Origin of the sequence: Paraburkholderia rhizosphaerae (assembly GCF_004366595.1) — a bacterium.
Lineage (GTDB): Bacteria > Pseudomonadota > Gammaproteobacteria > Burkholderiales > Burkholderiaceae > Paraburkholderia > Paraburkholderia rhizosphaerae.
Map to the genome: position 1 here is coordinate 259086 of NZ_SORE01000007.1, position 19203 is coordinate 278288.

17 protein-coding genes are annotated in these 19203 nt (G+C 63.8%); 4 read left to right on the plus strand and 13 right to left on the minus strand.

What is annotated here, in order from left to right:
- Window positions 1-151 precede the first annotated feature (151 nt).
- From BX592_RS11900 to glgA, 3 genes are all read left to right on the plus strand, one after another.
- Complete coding sequence (locus BX592_RS11900; RefSeq protein WP_134191965.1) at window positions 152-631, plus strand: response regulator; 480 nt, start codon at window positions 152-154, stop codon at window positions 629-631.
- Between the two features lie 97 nt (window positions 632-728).
- Window positions 729-1319 carry a BPSL1445 family SYLF domain-containing lipoprotein gene (locus BX592_RS11905; RefSeq protein WP_134191966.1) on the plus strand — a complete coding sequence of 197 codons (591 nt, stop codon included), beginning with the start codon at window positions 729-731 and terminating at the stop codon, window positions 1317-1319.
- 454 nt (window positions 1320-1773) lie between these two features.
- Window positions 1774-3471, plus strand: a complete 1698-nt coding sequence (gene glgA / locus BX592_RS11910) for a glycogen synthase GlgA (protein WP_134191967.1) — start codon at window positions 1774-1776, stop codon at window positions 3469-3471.
- A 5-nt stretch (window positions 3472-3476) separates the two neighbouring features.
- Here glgA and glgX read toward each other — a convergent pair whose 3' ends face one another.
- The gene (gene glgX, locus BX592_RS11915; RefSeq protein ID WP_134191968.1) at window positions 3477-5684 is read right to left on the minus strand and encodes a glycogen debranching protein GlgX; all 2208 of its coding nucleotides are present in this window, start codon (window positions 5682-5684) and stop codon (window positions 3477-3479) included.
- Window positions 5685-6178: 494 nt separating this feature from the next.
- Here glgX and BX592_RS11920 point away from each other — a divergent pair, with 494 nt between their 5' ends.
- The gene (locus tag BX592_RS11920) at window positions 6179-6598 is read left to right on the plus strand and encodes a response regulator (protein ID WP_243849481.1); all 420 of its coding nucleotides are present in this window, start codon (window positions 6179-6181) and stop codon (window positions 6596-6598) included.
- A 44-nt stretch (window positions 6599-6642) separates the two neighbouring features.
- Here the strand turns inward: BX592_RS11920 and BX592_RS11925 are convergent, their stop codons facing one another.
- The 12 genes from BX592_RS11925 to BX592_RS11980 all read right to left on the minus strand — a co-directional run bounded on the left by BX592_RS11925 (window position 6643) and on the right by BX592_RS11980 (window position 19185).
- Window positions 6643-7587 carry a hypothetical protein gene (locus BX592_RS11925; protein WP_134191969.1) on the minus strand — a complete coding sequence of 315 codons (945 nt, stop codon included), beginning with the start codon at window positions 7585-7587 and terminating at the stop codon, window positions 6643-6645.
- 748 nt (window positions 7588-8335) lie between these two features.
- Window positions 8336-9442 carry a hypothetical protein gene (locus BX592_RS11930; RefSeq protein ID WP_134191970.1) on the minus strand — a complete coding sequence of 369 codons (1107 nt, stop codon included), beginning with the start codon at window positions 9440-9442 and terminating at the stop codon, window positions 8336-8338.
- Between the two features lie 398 nt (window positions 9443-9840).
- Window positions 9841-11049, minus strand: a complete 1209-nt coding sequence (locus BX592_RS11935; RefSeq protein ID WP_134191971.1) for a patatin-like phospholipase family protein — start codon at window positions 11047-11049, stop codon at window positions 9841-9843.
- Between the two features lie 175 nt (window positions 11050-11224).
- Window positions 11225-11410 carry a hypothetical protein gene (locus BX592_RS11940; RefSeq protein ID WP_134191972.1) on the minus strand — a complete coding sequence of 62 codons (186 nt, stop codon included), beginning with the start codon at window positions 11408-11410 and terminating at the stop codon, window positions 11225-11227.
- A 54-nt stretch (window positions 11411-11464) separates the two neighbouring features.
- Window positions 11465-12844 carry a vWA domain-containing protein gene (locus BX592_RS11945; RefSeq protein ID WP_243849482.1) on the minus strand — a complete coding sequence of 460 codons (1380 nt, stop codon included), beginning with the start codon at window positions 12842-12844 and terminating at the stop codon, window positions 11465-11467.
- A 43-nt stretch (window positions 12845-12887) separates the two neighbouring features.
- Window positions 12888-13550, minus strand: coding sequence for a TadE/TadG family type IV pilus assembly protein (locus BX592_RS11950; protein WP_134191974.1), 663 nt, complete (start codon window positions 13548-13550; stop codon window positions 12888-12890).
- A gap of 16 nt (window positions 13551-13566) precedes the next feature.
- The gene (locus BX592_RS11955; protein ID WP_243849484.1) at window positions 13567-14127 is read right to left on the minus strand and encodes a TadE/TadG family type IV pilus assembly protein; all 561 of its coding nucleotides are present in this window, start codon (window positions 14125-14127) and stop codon (window positions 13567-13569) included.
- 44 nt (window positions 14128-14171) lie between these two features.
- The gene (locus BX592_RS11960; protein WP_134191975.1) at window positions 14172-15146 is read right to left on the minus strand and encodes a type II secretion system F family protein; all 975 of its coding nucleotides are present in this window, start codon (window positions 15144-15146) and stop codon (window positions 14172-14174) included.
- A gap of 52 nt (window positions 15147-15198) precedes the next feature.
- Window positions 15199-16176 (minus strand): type II secretion system F family protein, encoded by a 978-nt coding sequence (locus BX592_RS11965; protein WP_134191976.1) that lies wholly within the window; start codon window positions 16174-16176, stop codon window positions 15199-15201.
- A 44-nt stretch (window positions 16177-16220) separates the two neighbouring features.
- On the minus strand, window positions 16221-17597 hold the full coding sequence (locus BX592_RS11970; protein WP_134191977.1) for a TadA family conjugal transfer-associated ATPase: 1377 nt from the start codon (window positions 17595-17597) through the stop codon (window positions 16221-16223).
- 43 nt (window positions 17598-17640) lie between these two features.
- On the minus strand, window positions 17641-18843 hold the full coding sequence (locus tag BX592_RS11975) for a CpaE/TadZ family protein (RefSeq protein WP_134191978.1): 1203 nt from the start codon (window positions 18841-18843) through the stop codon (window positions 17641-17643).
- Between the two features lie 54 nt (window positions 18844-18897).
- A complete protein-coding gene (locus BX592_RS11980) occupies window positions 18898-19185 on the minus strand; it encodes a hypothetical protein (RefSeq protein WP_134191979.1) in 288 nt (95 codons plus the stop codon).
- Window positions 19186-19203: the final 18 nt, after the last annotated feature.

Here is a 19203-nt window from a genome sequence, read left to right on the forward strand (position 1 = left end):
GGAATCAACTATCCATATAAATCAAGAATAAATTGTGAAACTGTTTCACGGATATTCTGTGCACGTTTCGAGAACGTAATATCCGGGCCGGGTCCAGGGTTTGCTTGATCGTGCATTTCCGCAAGCAACAAGTCAGACCGGGGAGACACGGATGAGCGCTCGCACTAACCTGCTCGAGAGCGACGACGAGTTGCAATGGCGGCCGATTGGCAAAGCGCTTGCCGACCATCGCCGCGTGCTGGTCGTCGACGACTACGCGGAAGCGGCCGACGCGCTGCAATTGCTGCTCAGCGCGAACGGCTTCGAATGCCGTGCGATGCACGAAGCATTCGACGTTTGCTCAATTGCCGCGCAATGGCAGCCGTTCGCGGTGGTACTCGACATAGCGATGCCGGGCCTCGACGGTCTCGAACTGGCGCGCCGGCTGCGTGCGACACTGTCGACGTCGCACATGCTGTTGATCGCGTGCACGGGTTACGCGTCGCAGCGCGATCGCGAGCGGGCCCGTGAAGCCGGGTTCGATGCGCATTGCGCAAAGCCGCTCACGCCGCAACGGCTGCTGGCATTACTGAAGAAAGCGGTGTCGATGTCCGCAGATGGGAGGACGGATGCGAATGAGGGTAAGCATTGAAGCGAGTGCGAACGCAAGCAATCGGGCACACAGCGTGCTAACGGTACCGGTGCATTCATTGCGCATCCACGCGCGTCACGCTTACAGGAGAAGCACGATGCAAAGAAGAAAATTCATTCTGACGAGCAGCGCCGTTCTTGCCGCCGGCGGCTTCGCGATGGCCGGTTGCACGACAACATCGCCGAGTGCGGCATCGAGCACCGCAGGCAATGCGGACAAGCGGCGCTCGATCGATCACGACGTCGACGCGACGCTGTCGCGTCTCTATTCGACGGTCAATGGTTCACGCGAACTCGTCGCGAAAGCGCGCGGCGTGCTCGTGTTCCCGTCGGTCGTGCAGGCCGGCTTCGTGGTCGGCGGCCAGTACGGCACCGGTTCATTGCGCGTCGGCGGCCGCACGGTCGGCTACTACAGCACGGCAGCGGGCTCGTTCGGCCTGCAAGCCGGCGCCCAGTCGAAAGCGATCATCTTCTGCTTCATGACGCAACAGTCGCTCGACGAATTCCGCAGCCGCGACGGATGGGCGGTGGGCGGCGACGCAACGGTTGCACTCGTGAAGATCGGCGCGAACGGCAATATCGATTCATCGACCGCGACCGCGCCAGTGCAGGCATTCGTGCTGACCAACGCGGGCCTGATGGCCGGCATATCGCTCGAAGGCACCAAGGTAACGAGACTCGACATCTGATTGGAACCTTCAGCAGCTATGCTGATGCCGCGGCGCAATTGTCTGTGTAAAAGGCGCCGCGCGTTCAGCGAAAGTTACACGAAGGCCGGGGCGATCGCAGAGGCGGTTAGCGGCAGTTGACAGTAGCCGGCAGTGGTTGGCGCCGGGCAGCACAAAGCATCCGTCCCATTGCGGCTCCCCGAAACAGCGCGAAACCGTACGCGCCGATGCGCGATCGTCGTGCGTGCGGCGCGTACCGCGCGCACTACTGGCCGCCAGTATGCGGCTGCGCAAGCGACATCAGGTGGCACGTCACTTGCGTTGTAGCGCCACGCGCTAGCCTCGGCCCGCGCAGCAGACTGCCGTAAGACATCCGAAGCATCGCATCACCGGCTGGTGTAAACCGCCACCGCCGCTTCAGTTCACGTTTCAGTTCACTTATCACCCAGCCCTACTCTTTCGCGCGGAGTCAATCTTGACGTTGAACGTTCTTCTCGTCGCCTCGGAGGCGATGCCACTCGCCAAATCCGGCGGGCTCGGCGATATGGTGAGCGGCTATGCGGCCGCCTTGCGCGATGCGGGTGTCGACGTCTCGATCCTGCTGCCCGCGTACCCGTGCGCGCTCGAGCGGGCGGCGGACGTAACGCCTGTGTGCCGGATCGGCGGCTTGCCGGGCGGCGACGCGCGATTGTTGCGTGCGCAATTACCCGATTCCGGCGTGCCTGTGCTGCTGTTGCAGATGGACCATCTGTTCCGGCGCGAGCATTTGTATACGGACGCACACGGCCGCGATTACCTCGACAACACGGTTCGCTTCGCGTCGCTTGCCGCGGCGGCGGCTCGCATCGCCCGCGGCGTGCGCGGCATCAAACGGCCCGACATCGTACATGCGCACGACTGGCACGCCGCGCTGACGCCGCTGATGATGAAGCTCGCAGGCGTGCCCGCGAAAAGCGTGTTCACGATTCATAATCTCGCGTTCCAGGGCAATTGCCCGCTCGCGCTCGGCAGCTGGCTTGGCGTGCCCGACGAGTTGCTCGCACCGGCACTCACGGACGAGCGCAGCATCGAGTTCTACAACGCATTGAGCCCGATGAAGGCCGGCATTGTGCATGCAGACCGCGTGACGACCGTCAGCGAAACCTATGCGCGCGAAATTCTCACGCCGCGCTTCGGACACCGGATGGAAGGCGTGCTGCAAGCGTGCTCGCACAAGCTGTCCGGCATTACGAACGGCATTGACGAGCATTCCTGGGACCCGGCAACCGACCCGCACCTCGCACGCGGCTACTCGGCCTTCGATGTGCGCGGCAAGCAGGCCTGCAAGCGCGATCTGCAGCAGCGCTTCGGCCTCACAGTCGATCCGTTTGCGCCGCTTGTCGCGATCGGCAGCCGTCTCACCACGCAGAAGCTCGCGGACGTAGTCGCCGCGGCGCTGCCGATGATGCTTGCGCGGCATCCGCGGCTGCAGGTCGCGATGCTCGGCAAGGGCGACCTGCATCTCGAGCAGGCGGCCCGCGCACTGGCCGCGGTGTGGCCGCAGCGAGTCGGCGTGCAGATCGGTTACGACGAAGCGAGCGCGCACAAGCTGCATGCTGGCGCGGACATGTTGCTGCATGGCAGCCGTTTCGAGCCCTGCGGGCTCACGCAGATGTATGCGATGCGCTATGGCACGATACCGATCGCGTCGCGGGTTGGCGGCCTCGCCGATACGATCGTCGACTACGCGCCGGCGCGTTCGCCTGAACTCGGCTTGCCGGAAGACGGTGCGACCGGCTTTCTGTTCGACGGCGAAACCACGGGCGACGTGATCGCGGCGTTGGAGCGTGCGCTCGAGGCGTTCATGCGACCGTCTTCGTGGCATGCACTGCAACGCAATGCGATGCAGACGAAGTCGGGCTGGGCGCAGCCGGCCGCCCGTTATCTGCAGCTTTATGCGGAGCTCACGGATGCCCGGCCGGCACGGCGCCGCGTGCCCGAAACGGGCGAAGCGGTGCAAGCGATGCAAGCCGCGCAACCAGCGGCAAATGCGGGGCAAGGCGTCGAAGTCGTCGCACAGCGACGTTCCGCGCTGCGCTCCACATCGGCGGCAGCGGCGCAAAGCAGCGCATGGACCGCCACCGCGGCCTCGCAAACTCAACCCGTGCTCGAGGACGCCGCGCGCCGCGCGTGACGCGCCTACCCGGTCAGCCGCTCTTCGAGCCGGTCGAACACATGCTGCGTGTCGCCCTGCGCATGCAGCGCGAACAGCAGCAGTGAACGACCCGTCACCTGATAAACATCGCCCGAGCCGAACTCAGGCAACTCGTCGCGCTCGGGTGCATTCGTGTCGATCAGGCAGCTCCATTCGTCGCTGCCCGGCACTTCGGGCAGCTTGAACTCGACCACGTCGTGATACGCGTTGACGACCACCAGCAGCGTCGCATCCGAGGCTGGCCGGCGAATACCGCTCGCCTGCGCGCGACCGTCGATCACCAGCCCGAAACAGCGCATCGCCGGATCGCTCCACTGCTCGCTAGTCAGTTCGACGCCAGCGGGGCTCAGCCATTTCACGTCCTTCACTTCGAGCTCTTCGTCGGCTTCACCATTCAGCTTCAATACCCGCGTCTCGCCGGTCAGAAAGCGACCGCGCCGCAGCACCGGCAACGCGTGACGCAGCGCGGTCAGCTTGCGCACGAATGCGATCAGCGCGTGACCGCGTTCGTCGATGCTCTCCCAGTCGACCCAACTGATCTCGTTGTCCTGGCAATACGCATTGTTGTTGCCCTGCTGCGTGCGGCCGAACTCGTCGCCGGCGAGCATCATCGGCGTGCCTTGCGAGAACAGTAGAGTGGCCAGCATGTTGCGCTTTTGCCGTTCGCGCAGCGCGATCACTTCGGCGTCGTCGGTCGGTCCTTCGACGCCGCAGTTCCACGAACGGTTATCGCCGTGGCCATCGTTGTTGTTCTCGCCGTTCGCTTCGTTGTGACGCTCGTTATACGAGACCAGGTCTTGCAGCGTGAAGCCGTCGTGCGCGGTGACGAAGTTGACGCTTGCCCATGGCCGCCTGCCGCGCCGGTTGAAGAAATCGCCCGATGCAGTCAGCCGCGCCGCGAGGTGTGCCGCACAACCCTCGTCGCCCTTCCAGAACGCGCGCACGGTATCGCGGAAGCGGTCGTTCCATTCGGCCCAGCCCGGCGGGAAGCCGCCGACCTGATAGCCGCCGGGGCCCAGATCCCACGGCTCGGCAATCAGCTTCGCACTCGCGAGCACCGGGTCTTGCCGGCAACTGTCGAGGAAGCCGCCGCCTTCGTCAAAGCCGTACGGTTCGCGGCCCAGAATGGTCGCCAGATCGAAACGGAAGCCGTCGACGTTCATCTCGGTCATCCAGTAGCGCAAGCTGTCGGTCACCATTTGCAGCACGCGCGGATGCGCGAGGTTCAGCGTATTGCCTGTGCCCGTGTCGTTGATGTAGTAGCGGTTCTGCTCCGGCATCAGGCGGTAGTACGACGCGTTGTCGATGCCGCGAAACGACAGCGTCGGTCCGCGTTCGTTGCCTTCGGCGGTATGGTTGTACACGACGTCGAGAATCACTTCGAGCCCGACGTCGTGCAGCCGGTCCACCATTTCCTTGAACTCGGCGACCATGCCCGGACCGCGCGCGAAGTAACGCGGATCGGCCGCGAAAAAGCCGATCGTGCTGTAGCCCCAGTAGTTCGTCAGGCCTTTGTCGAGCAGGTAGCTGTCATTGACGAACGCGTGGATCGGCATCAGTTCGATCGTCGTCACGCCGAGGCGCCGGATATGATCGATCACCGCCTTCTGCGCGAAGCCGTCGAACGTGCCGCGCATTTTCACCGGCACGCCCGGATGCTGTTTCGTATAGCCACGCACGTGCGTCTCATAGACGATCGTACGGTCCCACGGCACGCGAATGCGCGCCGGGTGTGCCCAGTTGAAAGTCTGATCGACGACCTGGCACTTCGGCATGTAGGCCGCGCTGTCGCGCTTGTCGAACGTGAGATCGGGGTTATCCCCCTTCGCGTTGAGCGTGTAACCGAACAGCGATGGATGCCAGCGCAACGATCCGACGTGCGCCTTCGCATACGGATCGAGTAGCAGTTTGTTCGGATTGAAGCGGTGCCCCGCTTCGGGCTCGTAAGGTCCATGCACGCGATAACCGTAGACAGTGCCCGCGGGCAAATCGGCGACATGCACGTGCCACACTTCATCGGTGTATTCGGGCAATTCGATGCGCTCGACTTCGCGCTTTCCCCGCGTGTCGAACAGACACAGTTCCACTTTGGTCGCGTGGGCGGAAAAGAGCGCGAAGTTCACGCCCTTGCCATCCCATGTGGCGCCGAGCGGAAACGGGAGGCCTTCGGAAATGCGTCGGTCGTATGGCATGGAAAGCCTTCGTAAGCGAAATGCGGTTGAAGTACGCGCGCGACAGTGGCGCGCCGGACCGGGCGTGCGCAGCAAGCCGCATGCCCGCCATTGATCCCGCATCGCTGCAGGCACGCAGCGTTTCGCAAACGACGGACGCGAACGGATGAAAAAGACCTCGCCAGCGGACGCTTTGAGCGCATTCGGACAGTCAATCTTTGCCACTCATCGTTGTTACCCGGACTTACAAAGAAAGATAGATTTTGCGCGCCTGCCGTACGCATTTCAGCGGTTCGCGTGCGTCAGGTATGGCATATGCCATCCATCCGACGTAGCCACGCATTTCACGCGAGCGTCATGCAACTGCCGCACAAGCCCCTGCAGCAAGCGTGAGCGCGAGCCCGTGCGAGCGCACGGCCAAGCCGGCGCGAACCGATGGCACGCGTCGTGCGTGCAACACCGATATTTTCGCCCTTCGAATCGCCGCATCGCGCGATGCACTCGATAGTAGACCGATGATGGATGCCACTGCACTTTCGGACACCCGCCTTCCCACTATTCTGCTCATCGATGACGAACAGGATTTGCTTGCCGCGTGGGCCCTTCTACTCGAACTGGAAGGATTTCACGTGGTCACCTCGATGGAGCCGCGCGAAGGCATCGAACTCGCGCATCGCCTGCATCCGGCCCTTGTGATTACCGATCTGATGATGCCGGACATGAACGGTATCGAAGTCTGCCTCGCGATCAAGGCCGACCCGTCGCTCGACGATGTGCCGGTGATTCTGTGGAGCGCGTCGCCGGATATCCCTCCGAATGTGCTGTGCGAATGCACGCTGCACAAACCGGTCCCGCGCGAGACGCTACTCGCAAGCGTGGAGGGGCTGCTACGCTCGGCGCTCGGTGCGAGGCAGAAGACATCGCTGCGGCGATAACGACGGCGCGCGCATCATACGAAGCGGCTCCCGTTTCGCACGATTCATCCTGCATCGGGAGACTCCGTGCGCGGCACGCTCCGCACGTGGTTCAGATATTCGCCTGTCCCCATGTAGGCCCGTATCTGCTCTTCAGGCACCTCCAGATACAACGCCAGGCTATCGGGCAACATGCCCTCACCGCCCCATCGGCGAATCTCCGCCTGTTGCCACTCGGTCAATGGCAGCGGCCGCGCCGACGGTCCCTGATGCGATGCATCGTCCGGCTGCGCGGTGGCCTGCTGGTCGGGTTGTGACGCCGCGGACGGTGCGGTCCACCGCGCCGTGGCGGGAGCAGGTACCGCTTGCCCGTATTCGTCCGAATGCATGTACGCGTCGATCTCCGCTTGCGGTCTGTCCATGATCGTCGACAGGTTGCCCGAGGATATCAAGCGGCCCCAATTCCGGACGAACGATCTCGCGGCCTCCGACAGCGGCGCATGAGGTTCGGCACCGCCTTGCACTCGTTCTGCAACGCGAACCGCGTCCCAATCCTGCCTGACGCGCTGGAATTCGGAGCGAATCGTTCTCACCCGCGTGGCACTCAACCCGTGTCTTTTCGCGAGATCCGACACGGTTGCTGCCGGTAAATGCACGAAATCGTCGAAGAGGTGAATGCGCGTGGTGTTCAACTGCGGGCGCACATCGCGCTGGAGGTGATGCGCCAAGGCCACTCGACGGACCGTAGCGTGGGCGACGTTGCAGCGTACCGCCACCGAGTAGTAAGACATCGACCGATGCTCGGTGAGCATTTGCACGATCCGCTGCTCCTTTCCGGTCGACGTGCTCTCGCGTGAAGTCCGGGGCGCACGGCGCTCGAGGCCATGCGCTACGGCGAATCGCTCCACCGTGTGCTCGTTGACGCCCGAGCTTTTGGAAACCGCGTAGTAAGACATCGACGGATTGTCGGCGAGCGTTCGAACGACGCGTTCCACCGTTGCCGGCGCCATCCTCACACCAGGTAATCGGGCCACGCGGGACCCACGGGTCGATGCGTACGCTTCGCTTCGAGTCGATGGACCCGCCTGCGTGTTGTCCGGTCGTGCTGGCGACTCGGTGTGGCCGCTTGCGTTCCATTCGCCGCTTGCGCTACGCGTCACGATGCTGCCAAGGCGGGACGGATCCGTCGGCGCGGCAAGGCGCACGCCCCCGCTTTGCTGATCCGGCGCGACGCCATACGCTTTGTCGTCATGCAAAATAAACGTTTGCGACCCGGCTAATTCTCTGAATACGCCGCGGGTTTCGGTCGACATGTATTCACCCGGCACCTGCGGTAACGCGTAGATTTCCGGCCACGCCGGCGGCCGCGATGCCGTAGATGCGGCAAGCACGGTGGCTGTCGGTCGCACGCTGGTCCGCCCGGCAGGCAGACCCGTGCCACCCGATGTGCCCGCGCCGGCCTCCTCGTGCTGAGCACGTTGTGCGGTTTCGGCATGCGCCACCGCCCGCTCGACGGGAGCCTGCGCAATGTCGAACCCCTGTGGCGAGGCAGGCGGAGAGGAATGCGTGGTTCGGAAGGGCACAGTGTTCTCCTTACTTCCGGGTGCAGCCGGAGATCGGGTCATTGCGATACGTTGAAAAGCGCAGCATCGCGCGGTACTGGCCGCGCAAAAATGCGTGTTCGCTCGCGCTTCATCCCGGTCACGCGCCGGATACCAGAGCGATATTTCACGCGTCTTTCCGCAGCATGGGGTCTTGTTAGCCGGGCCGCTCCAGCAGAAACGCTTCGACCATCACGCGTGGCTTGCCGATATACATGGCGATCGTGGCCGGCGACGCGCCCCGGCTGCTCAATTCCATCACTTGCCTTTGTTGCGTGCCCGTCATCGGCCCTTGATGGCCCGACGGCCCGGCTTGCGGCTCCGCTTGGCGACCGGCACCCGATAAGTCCTGGTGCGCAGGCGCCGGCAACCCGGCAAGCAATTGCGTCGATCGACGCGGCGGCGGCCGGCCCGTTCGCGCCTGACCCGCTAGCCGTAGGTGCCTCGCGAGCGCCGCGTCAGGCAACGTCATGATGGTCGCGACATTGCTCTTTGAGAGCCTGTCTCGCCACTGCCTCATAAACGCCGCCCCCGCATCCCTGACGCTGACCGGCATGCGCGAAGTGTAGAGTCCATCGGCGATATCGGCCTTGATCGTGTTGTGCCATTCTGAAGCCGCACGATTAGTGTTCGCGCGCTTTGTGGGAGCAGCGAGCGGTAGTGGATGCACTGCCCGTGCGCTGGCGCCAAGGAATGCGTCGATGGTTTCGACTGGCGCTCGCATGATCTTCGCGAGGCTGGCGGATGACAGCGTGGGGCTCCATTTCCGTACGTACTGCCGCTCGTTCGCGCTGAGCGGATCTACGATCACAGTGGGTCGGATTTGCAGTGTGGCCTGCTTGACTTCATACCACGCGTGTATCGCGGCCTGCACGGTCGACTGGATTCCGGCGGTCTGCTCGCGGGTCACGCCAAGCGCATTGGCTACCTCGTCGGCACGGTAGCCGGGGAATTGCAGCATATATTCCGCAAGCCGGTCTGCCGGTGTAAGTGTCGTATTCGATGCGTCCGCGGCACTCGCCGGTTGCACTATCGCGTCGGCATTGCTTCCAGCGGGTCGCCGCCGCGCATCGTTATCGATCTGCCATTCACCCGCGGCGTTGCGCGAAATACGTGGGCCGGTCTTCGTGTCACCGCGTGGCTTCACAAGCCACCAGTTCCCACTATCCGGATCGTGCCAGACCATAAAGGCCTGATCCTGATGGAAGACGATCTTCTGTCCGCTATCCGATGCGACGAACACACCATGCTCATCGGTCGACACGTATTCGCGCGGTTGCCCCGTGAGTGCGTAGGCACGCGGCCATGCCGACGCGTCCGCTGAAACGGCGGCGCCCGGTGCCGCAGGAGCACGCCCGCGCGCTGGTAGCGGAGCGTTCGCGTTTTCGCGCGACGTGGGTGCGACGCGTTGCTGTGTTCGATCGGCCGCATCGGCTCCTGGTCGCGGCGGCCGCTCGTCGTGCACCTCCGGCGGACGACCCCTCGAAGAGATGGGTACTCTCGGTAAGACCATGCTGCGGTTCCTCGCCGGTAAAGACGCGTGCGCATCGATACCTGTCATGCTACGAAAACCACAGTACGCCCATGCAATATCCGCGCGCTACGCACGTCTAACCCTGCGCCGACCACGACGCGGAACACAGACATACATTGCGCATTGCGTCACACCGCGGCCGGATCGGAACGATGCACCGCGATCCCTTCCATCGGATCGAGTTCGACGCACCACGGCGCACGCGCGATCATCCTGCGCGTATCGTCGTAGCCGGCCGTCCAGCGCCGTTCGATGCCGATCGCCGAAAAGTCGATGTCCTTGTGCAGGTCATGGCCACACGAACGCGGCGCATCCAGTTCGATCACCTGCATCGTGGTGCCGCAGCCCCAGTCGAGCAACTGCTTCACCGCATCGCTATCGCGCTGCTCTGTCGTCATGTGCTTGCCCAGTTCGCGAATCACGTGACGCAGGTTGTGAATCTGCTTCTGTCGTTCGAGATGACTTTCCGCGCGGCTCGAATACTGGATGTCGCGCTGACGTGTCATCGCTTCGCGAATCGACAGCGGTTCCGGCCCATGCACGGGCCACAACTGCACGGTGAAGATCACCGAATCGCGGCGCGGCCGGTCGTCGAGCACCGCTTCGAGCGGCGTATTCGAATAGATGCCGCCATCCCAGAACGCTTCGCCGCCGATGCGCACCGATGGAAAACCCGGCGGAAACGCGGCGGACGCCATCACATGATCGACCGCGAGCGGCGCGTCGCGATTCGTGAAGTAATGCATATGCCCGCTGCTCACGCCGACCGTGCCGACCGTCAGGCGCATCTGCCGCGCGTTCAGGCAATCGAAATCGACCAGCGACGCGAGCGTTTCGCGCAGCGGCTCGGTGTGATAGAACGCGGCGCGCTCGGGGCCGACCGCGCCATAGAGGCCGAACCATGCATCGGCGCGCGGTGTGAAGAATGACGGGATGCCGTGCGTGACGATCGACGCATCGCGCAGCCATTCGATAAAGCTCGCGGGCAAGCCGCACATAAGCGGCGCCAGCGCGTTCATCGCGGTCATGCAGCCGTCGTTCCATGTGACGCGGTTCCAGAATTCACGCAGTCGCACGAGCCGTTTTTCCGGCGGATTGCCGGCAATAATCGCGCCATTGATCGCACCGATTGACGTGCCGATGACCCAGTCGGGCTCGATGCCCGCGTCATGCAACGCGTGAAACACGCCGGCCTGGTAGGCGCCCAGCGCACCGCCGCCTTGCAGCACCAGCACGACCTGTCCCCGGATGTCGCCGCGCAGCCCGCTGCCGGATGACGGCTGTTTCGCCTGTGCGTGCGGCGTGTGCGCACCGCCCCCCTCTGCATGCTCTGCCATCGTGCTTCTCCGTTGACGAAACGAAGCCCGCCGGGGTTGCAGCCGGACGCGGCACGGCAGAACCGGTGGGCGGTCTCACACGATAGCGTACCTTCGTGTCACGCGCAGCGGCACGGCGCGCGGCGAGGCGGGTGGCCGCATCGCGCCGGCGCCCGCGTCGGCGTTGATGTCAGTGTCAGCGCGAGAAGAACTGATAGGTGAAGAACAGAATCGCGACGGCGGCAGCCGTGTACGCGCATCCTTTCAGCAGCGCGATCCACGGCGCGCCGCCATGGCGGCGTGTGAACCGCGCGTGCGCCGGGTTCAGCGAATCTTCCGCCAGCGACGTAGTGAAGCGCACCGTTTCATCGATCATTTGCATCGTTCTTTCCTCCTTCGGGCTGTCGCTGTTTTCGTCAGGCACGGCGGCCACCGTCTACTTCGAGATACGCAGAATCTGTGACGCCAGTTGCGAATAACACGGCTTGATGTCATTCGCGGTCGCCGCATAACAATAAACGCCAACCGGCTGCTTCGGGTTGTAGCAGCGCGACGGGCCATCCGCGACATTCGCGATGCATTTGAGGATGTCCTCGCCCTTCTCGCCGTCCGCGCCTTTGCCCACCGTCAGCAGCGATCCGTAGCCGAGCGCGAACACATAGATACCTTCCGAACGCGCCTGCGCGGCCATCGCTTCGAGCAGGTTGCGCGATGCGCGATTGATGTTCTGGTAACGCACCTTGTAGCTCGCGCCATTCATCGCCTGTGTAACGACGCGCGGCGAGTTCGTGACAATCGGGAATGTCACGCTCGGCTCGGACGCTGCATGCGCGTTGTAATTCGCGGGCAAGTGGTCGACAGTCGCCGCGGTCTTGTCGTAGCAGGTACCTGACATCGCCTGGCTCGTCTGCACGCCGAGCTGATACAGTCCGCCCGGGTTATCGGTCTGGCCCGAGCCGGTCGGCGGATCGTCGGACGATACGACGGTGCCGGTATTCGTCGTGCAACTCGATTTCGTCATCGGAAAGGTGGATGAGAAGCTGTTCGGCGCGCCGTCCGAAAAGAATACGATCACACGCAGGCTCGATGGCTGCGTGATCACGTGGTTCAGTTGCCAGCGCGCATTCCACATCGCCTCTTCCGAATTCGTGTTGCCGTTGAACGAGTAACCGTTGATCTTCGTGGTCATTGTCGCGCGATCGAAGCCGCGTGCATTGGCATTCTTGAACGGCACGTCAACGACGGTGCCGGTTGCGAAATGCATCAGCGCGACGCGATCGTTCGTGATGTCGAAGCTGTTCAGAAAATCGATCGAACTGGCGCGCACCGCTTTTTGCACAGTCGAGTTGTTCATCGAGGTCGTCGTATCGACGACGAACGCCATATCCAGATCGCGTCGAATCGATTCGGACGAGGTCGCAACCGACAGCGACTTGTAACCGATCAACTGCATGAACGTGGTCGGCACCCGCGCCTGCGCGGCAATATCGATCGTCACCGTGCCGTTGTTGAACACAACCGAAGGCGTCTGCAGCGTTGCCGTCGAATTGAGGAAGCCGCTCGGATAATTCGCCGCGAAAAACGCGGTGGCCGCCTGCTGCGCGTTCGCCTTCTGTTGATCAGGCGTGTTGCCGCGCGTGACCGACTGGCCCGCGGCGATCGCGGCGCCGTCGGCCGCCGCGTCCAGCTTGGCCTTCACCATATAACCGAGACCGGCGTCGAGCGCGAGACCGAGGCACATAAGCATCGTCGTGAGCGACAACACCACGACGATGCTGACCGCGCCTTGCTGGCGCTTTTTCGAAGTTGTTCTCACGGCATCCCCCCGCATCGCTCTTTATCCGGAGCGTATTCAACAATCAGAAAACCGTCATCGCATACAGATCCGGCGACAGCGCCGGCGTATTCAGTATCGAACTCAGGTTCATCCCGCCGATCAGCGGCGGCTGTACGTAAAACGCCTCGACTGCGTATGCAATCTGTCCGTTCGATAGTTGCCCCTGCAACAATGCAACCTGCGGCGAATTCTTGCCGGGGCTCGGCAGCCCCGCGCAACTGCCCGTGCCGTCGGTCGACCATGACGTACCGCCGCTGCTGCCGCAGTTCCACAGCTTGCTCGACGCGGCCGCGTCGTTGCCGCCGTTCCAGCGGTACTGCGCGACCACGACGCCAGTGCAATTGTTGCCGTTTGCATCGCAATTGTTGTTGCCGATAATCTGCGTGATGTAGATCATCCCGTTCGCGCTCATATTGAGCGGCGGCGTCGTCATCGTCAGCGACGACATGATCGTTTGCATCGGGAACGTCAGCGACGCGCGCGATGCGAGGTTCGCGCCTTCCCGGCTGACGTTGATCAGAATCATCTGCGCCTGCATGTTGCGCGCGAAGTCGACCACCGGCAGCGCGATCGCGACGAGAATGGGCAGCAGCAGCGCCATTTCGATCGCCGCGGTGCCGCGTTGGCGACGCGTCGTGGCGCGAGCGCCCCGGCGTTTGCGTTCACGGTTCGGTCGTGGGTTCATCGGGTGGCTCATCGCATCAACCTCCTGAGAAACCTTCATTGCGCATCGTCGCTGCAACGCTGAACGTGTACAGCCCGTTCGCGAAGAACGGCCGAGCCAGCGGCGTCAACAGCGGCCACGAGCAATTCACCTGCAGCACGATGATGTCGCCCGGATTGCCGAACATCGTGTTCGAGTAGCTGCCTTGCGCCGCGTAGTTGTTGCTCTTGCCGTTCACCGTGATCGTGTAGCTCGGCGACACCATGTCGTACAGACCCATCGAGCTGTTTCTGATTTCCTGGATCACCGCGAGATAGCGCTGCCGGTTCGATGCGTTCGGGTCGAGATTGCTCTGGCCGGTGACCGCGTAGCGCGCGCCCTCGCGCACCGCGTATTGCATCGTCAGGTTCACCCACAGCGAGATGCACAGGTCCAGTCCGACAAACAGCAGCAGGAACAGCAATGGTGCGATCAGCGCGAATTCGACCGCGGCCGCGCCGCGCTGCCGGCAACGCGCGACGATGGTTCGTGGCGTTCGTTGCGTTCCCGGGCGGTGGTGTCGTCCGTGTTTGTGTCGCATCGGCAAGCGCATGTTCATGTTCGCTCCTTGTCGCTTCGCGTTCGTGCGCGCCACAATCCGCGTTAGCCGCCGATACGCTGGACGGCCGGCGCGAGCATCCGCATCGTCTGGATGGCGGCCGGGCCGATCAGCACGATCAGCAGCGTCGGGAAAATAAAGAAGATCAGCGGAAACAGCAGCTTCAGCGCGATCTTCGCGGCCTTCTCCTCCGCACGCAGGCGGCGCTTCGTGCGCAGGTTGTCGGTGTACACGCGCAGGGACTCGCCGATGCTCGTGCCGAAGCGGTCCGCCTGGATCAGCATCGTGCTCAAGGTGTCGATGTCCTCGACGCCGGTGCGCAGCGCGAGGTTGCGCAGCGCCTTGTCGCGGCCCGAGCCCGCGCGCAGTTCGAGCAGCACCAGTTCGAATTCGTCGCGCAGCGCCTTGCTGCGCGTGCCGATTTCTTCCGTGACGCGCGCGAGCGCCGCGTCAAAGCCAAGACCCGCTTCGACGCAGACGGTCATCAGATCGACCGCGTCGGGCAGGTCTTCGAACAGCATCAGTTTGCGCCGCTCGATCAGGCGCGCGAGCACGCCGTTGGGCAGATAGAACCCGAACGCCGATGCGCCGAGCACGGTTGCCAGCACAAACGCAGGCGGCGCGCCGTGCAGCTTCGCCGACAGCGACAGCAGCGCGATCGCGGGCAGCGCCAACGCCAGCATCGTCTTCGCGCCAAAGTAGATCGCGGGCGCCGATTCGCTGCGCAGCCCCGCATTCAGAAAACGCACGCGCAGCAGCGAGTCGTTCCAGTTTTCCTTCGGCAACGAGAACTTCGCGACACGCGACGACACCCGTGCGAATTTCTCGACCCACTTGCCGTCATCCGCTTGCAGGCCCGGTTGCAGACCCGCTTGCGGATCGATGTCGCCCGCCGGCACGCCGATCTGGCCGATGCGCCGCTTCAGCGGATCGGGCCGCAGCAGGCTCATCCCTTTGAGGACCGCGCTGAAGACGATCACGAACACCAGCACAAGCACCACGATCTGGTCGACTCTCATAAGCTTCCGGTTGCCCCGCCCCCGTTCAATCGTTGTCGTTGTTGCGCGAATCTCATACGTGGATCCGCACGATCTTGCGTGACCAGAAAATGCCTGACAGCATGAACACGAGGGCCGTCGACGCGAGCTTCATGCCGGCCACGTCGGTCCAGAAAATGCGCATCAGCCCCGGGTTGATCAGCATGATCACGCCGCCGAGCGCGAACGGCAGCAGGCACAGAATCCATGCGGACAGCCGCCCTTCGGCCGACAGCACGCGCACCTTGCCGAGCAGTTTCAGGCGCTCGCGAATGATCATGCTGATGTTGTTCAGAATCTCCGCGAGATTGCCGCCCGCTTCGCGCTGGATCAACACCGCAATCACGAAGTAGCGCAGGTCGTCGAGCGGCACGCGCGACACCATGTTTTGCAGCGCGTCGCTCATCGATGCGCCGAAGTTGATCTCATCGAAGGCGAGCTTGAACTCGCCGCCAAGCGGCTGCGGCATTTCATCGCCGACCATGCCGAGCGCACTCGGAAACGAATGGCCGGCGAGCATCGCGCGCGCGACGAGGTCGGCGGCTTCCGGTAGCTGCTGTTCGAGCAGCTTCATGCGCTTCGCACGCTTGCTCCGCACGACCCACCACGGCATCGGCGCGCACAACGCGGTGAGCACGAGCGCAATGAACAGCGGCTGATGCATCACCAGCGCGACGCCGAACGCACCGCCCGCACACGCGCCGACATAGACGAAAAAGCGCTTGATGGTCCAGTCGAGCCCCGCTTGCAGCAGCACGCGCTGCAACGCCTGCGCGCGTGGCAGACGCATCAGCAGACGCGCGGTGAACGACGCATCGTCGAGGCCGCCGTTCTTCAGGATCGATCCCGGACCGGCGTTCGCGTCCGCCGGAGTCGCGAGCGCGCGCACCCGCGCGTTCACGCGCTTGACCTGCGCGCCGTGCTTGCCGTGCCACCACAGGTACAAGCCTTCGATCGCCAGCACCGTCGCGATGAACAGCAGCACGACGAAGCCGATAAACGACGTATTCATGACCCGCTCCTTTGTGTCGCTTTCCTGACGTCTATCCGCCGCGGTTACACTTCGAAGCGCCGCGCCGGATCGAACACGCTATCCGGCAACGACAGACCGAAGGCGGCCAGCCGCTCGCAGAACTTCGGCCGCACACCGGTCGCGCAGAAATAGCCGCGCACGCTGCCGTCCTGATCGACGCCGGTGCGCTTGAACGTGAAAATCTCCTGCGTATTGATCACTTCGCCTTCCATGCCGGTGATCTCCTGAATGCTCATCAGCTTGCGGCGTCCGTCAGTCAGGCGCGACGCCTGCACGACAACCGACACCGCGGACGCGATCTGCTGGCGCATCGCCTTCACCGGCATCGCAATGCCGCCCATCGACACCATGTTTTCAAGGCGCGTCAGCGCGTCGCGCGGCGTATTCGCGTGCAGCGTCGCCATCGATCCTTCGTGCCCGGTGTTCATCGCGTGCAGCATGTCGAGCGCCTCGCCGCCGCGCACTTCGCCAAGCACAATGCGGTCCGGCCGCATCCGCAGCGCGTTGCGCACCAGCGCGCGCTGCGAGATTTCGCCCTTGCCTTCGATATTCGGCGGACGCGTTTCAAGGCGCAGCACGTGTTCCTGACGCAGTTGCAGTTCGGCGGCGTCCTCGATCGTCACGATGCGTTCATCGCCTGGAATAAAGCCCGACAGCAGGTTTAGCAGCGTCGTCTTGCCGCTGCCGGTGCCGCCCGAAATCAGCACGTTCAGCTTCGATTTGATCAGCGCTTCGAGCAGTTGCGCCATCGCCGGCGTAAAGCTGCGGTTGTTCAGCATGTCGTCGACGGTCAGTGGGTTCACCGCAAAACGGCGAATCGATACCAGCGGCCCGTCGATCGCCGACGGCGGAATGATCGCGTTCACGCGCGAACCGTCGGGCAACCGCGCATCGACCATCGGCGTCGATTCGTCGATACGCCGCCCGACGCGCGACACGATCCGCTCGATCACCTTCATCAGATGCGCGTCGTCGTAGAACGTGATGTCGGTCAGCTCGAGCTTGCCGCGCCGCTCGACGTACACATGCTGCGACGTGTTCACCAGAATGTCCGAGATGGTCGGGTCGTTCAGCAGCGGTTCGAGCGGACCGAGGCCGAGCATTTCGTCCTGCACGTCCTGCACGAGGCGCTTGCGCTCGGCCTCGTTCATCGGCACTTTGTCTTCGTCGACGATCCGCTCGACGAGTTGCGCGAGCTCGCGCTTCACCTGCTCCGGCGATAGCCGCTGCAGCTTGTCCAGCTCGACGCGCTCGATGATCGTCTGGTGGATGCTCATCTTCAGCTGCTGGTACGCCTGGCGCGCCGCCCTGGTTTCCTGCGATGCCGGCGAGGCCGTGCCCGCGGCCGGCGTATCCGCGACGAGGTCGCTTTGCATCAGAAGTTGTTCGCGCAGTGACATGCTGGTCTCCGGCTCGGTGGTCCGCTTCGTTTGTTAGTGACGGTTAGTGGCTCGGCTTCAGTTGCTGCCGCGTGTCGGGCTTCGCCGCGAAGAGCCGCGCGAACATCCGCTTTTCCGGCGCGCTGTCGAGCGGGCACAGCAGCGTCGCGAGCGCGTCGATGCTTTTCGTCAGCGCGCCGTTCCTCGCAACGCTGTGCAGCGGCACGCCCTGGTTCACCGCATGACCGGCGCTTGTCGCATCATGCGGCAGCAGATGCGCGGGCTTCGTGCCCAGCGTGCGCTCGATCGCGTCGAGCCCGACCTGCGCGCGCTTGTCGTAGTGGTTGACGATCAGCCGCGTCTTGCTCGACGCGTAGCCGAGCTGACCGAACAGATCGAGCAGCCGGCGCGTGGCATGCAGATGCGGCACGCTCTGCTGCAGCACCACGCCAACCGCATCGCTTTGATCGAGTACATGAATGGATAGCGGATTGATGCTCTGGCCAACGTCGCACAGCACGATGTCGTATTGGTCGCGCACCAGCGCGAGCACGCGCTGCAGATGCGACGCGCGCAGTTCCGCCGCCTTGACCGGATCGCCCGCGCCCGCGAGCACATCGAGATTCGGATGCACGCGCGCGACGCACGCTTCGAAAAATGCCGCGTCGAGCCGGTCGATCTGCGTCGCGAGGTCGTACAGCGTCGCGGGCGGCGCCTTGTCCGACAGCAGCAGATTCGCGTCGGCGAATTGCTGGTTCAGGTCGATCAGCAGCACGCGCTTGTCGCGCGACGCCGCGAGTGCATAGCCGACATTGGCGGTAAGCAGCGTCGTGCCGCAACCGCCCTTGCCGGCGGCGAACGCGAGCACGCGTCCGGCGCGCCGCGTGTGCGCGTTCTTCTTGCTCGCGACATGTGCGAGCTCGCGCGCGAACGCGGTCGCATCGAGCGGCCAGGACAGCACATGCCGCACGCCCGCGCGCATCGCCGCCTTCAGCATGTCGGTCGACACCTCGGCGGTCACCAGCATGCAGCTGAGATTCGGTGCCTGTGCGCTCGCTTCCTCGATCGCCGCGAGATCCGCGGCCGCAAGAGCGCTGTCTTCGATGATCAGCAGATCCGCCTTCCTGATCAGCGACGCATGTTTCGCGAGCGCCCGCGCGGCGCCCGTTTCATTTCGAAGCGTATGAGCGACGCCGCTATCGCGCAGCATCGCGGTGATCTGAGCCGCGCATGCGTCGCTCGCCGAAACCAGAAGAATATCGATCATGTTGGCTCTCCCTCGCCACCTGTGCCGGCCGGTCCGCGCGGGCCGGCGCGCGGATTAGTTGCCGGCCCCGACGCCGATTGTGAAGACGTTGGTCGGCGGCGTCGGCGCGGTGAACGACTTGACGTACGCGGTCTGCGCGGCATCGGCGGCGCGGCCGTCGACGCCCGCGACCGGGTTCGTGTTGTCCGATGCGTCCGGGTTCAGCGTCTGCATTTGACGGATCTGCGTGACCGCGTAGCCGAAGTTGCGGTCCCACGCCGGCGTCGACGTCATGCATGCGCCGAGCGTCGTGCATGCGCCGAAGCTGAGTGCGATGCGCAGCAGGATCTGGAATGTGTTCATGCTGGTCTCCATCAGGGT

Coding starts and splice junctions, on each gene's coding strand:
- BX592_RS11900 (WP_134191965.1), top strand. CDS start 152: ATGAGCGCTCGCACTAACCTGCTCGAGAGCGACGACGAGTTGCAATGG.
- BX592_RS11905 (WP_134191966.1), top strand. CDS start 729: ATGCAAAGAAGAAAATTCATTCTGACGAGCAGCGCCGTTCTTGCCGCC.
- glgX (WP_134191968.1), bottom strand. CDS start 5,684: ATGCCATACGACCGACGCATTTCCGAAGGCCTCCCGTTTCCGCTCGGC.
- BX592_RS11920 (WP_243849481.1), top strand. CDS start 6,179: ATGATGGATGCCACTGCACTTTCGGACACCCGCCTTCCCACTATTCTG.
- BX592_RS11925 (WP_134191969.1), bottom strand. CDS start 7,587: ATGGCGCCGGCAACGGTGGAACGCGTCGTTCGAACGCTCGCCGACAAT.
- BX592_RS11935 (WP_134191971.1), bottom strand. CDS start 11,049: ATGGCAGAGCATGCAGAGGGGGGCGGTGCGCACACGCCGCACGCACAG.
- BX592_RS11940 (WP_134191972.1), bottom strand. CDS start 11,410: ATGCAAATGATCGATGAAACGGTGCGCTTCACTACGTCGCTGGCGGAA.
- BX592_RS11950 (WP_134191974.1), bottom strand. CDS start 13,550: ATGAACCCACGACCGAACCGTGAACGCAAACGCCGGGGCGCTCGCGCC.
- BX592_RS11955 (WP_243849484.1), bottom strand. CDS start 14,127: ATGAACATGCGCTTGCCGATGCGACACAAACACGGACGACACCACCGC.
- BX592_RS11960 (WP_134191975.1), bottom strand. CDS start 15,146: ATGAGAGTCGACCAGATCGTGGTGCTTGTGCTGGTGTTCGTGATCGTC.
- BX592_RS11965 (WP_134191976.1), bottom strand. CDS start 16,176: ATGAATACGTCGTTTATCGGCTTCGTCGTGCTGCTGTTCATCGCGACG.
- BX592_RS11970 (WP_134191977.1), bottom strand. CDS start 17,597: ATGTCACTGCGCGAACAACTTCTGATGCAAAGCGACCTCGTCGCGGAT.
- BX592_RS11975 (WP_134191978.1), bottom strand. CDS start 18,843: ATGATCGATATTCTTCTGGTTTCGGCGAGCGACGCATGCGCGGCTCAG.
- BX592_RS11980 (WP_134191979.1), bottom strand. CDS start 19,185: ATGAACACATTCCAGATCCTGCTGCGCATCGCACTCAGCTTCGGCGCA.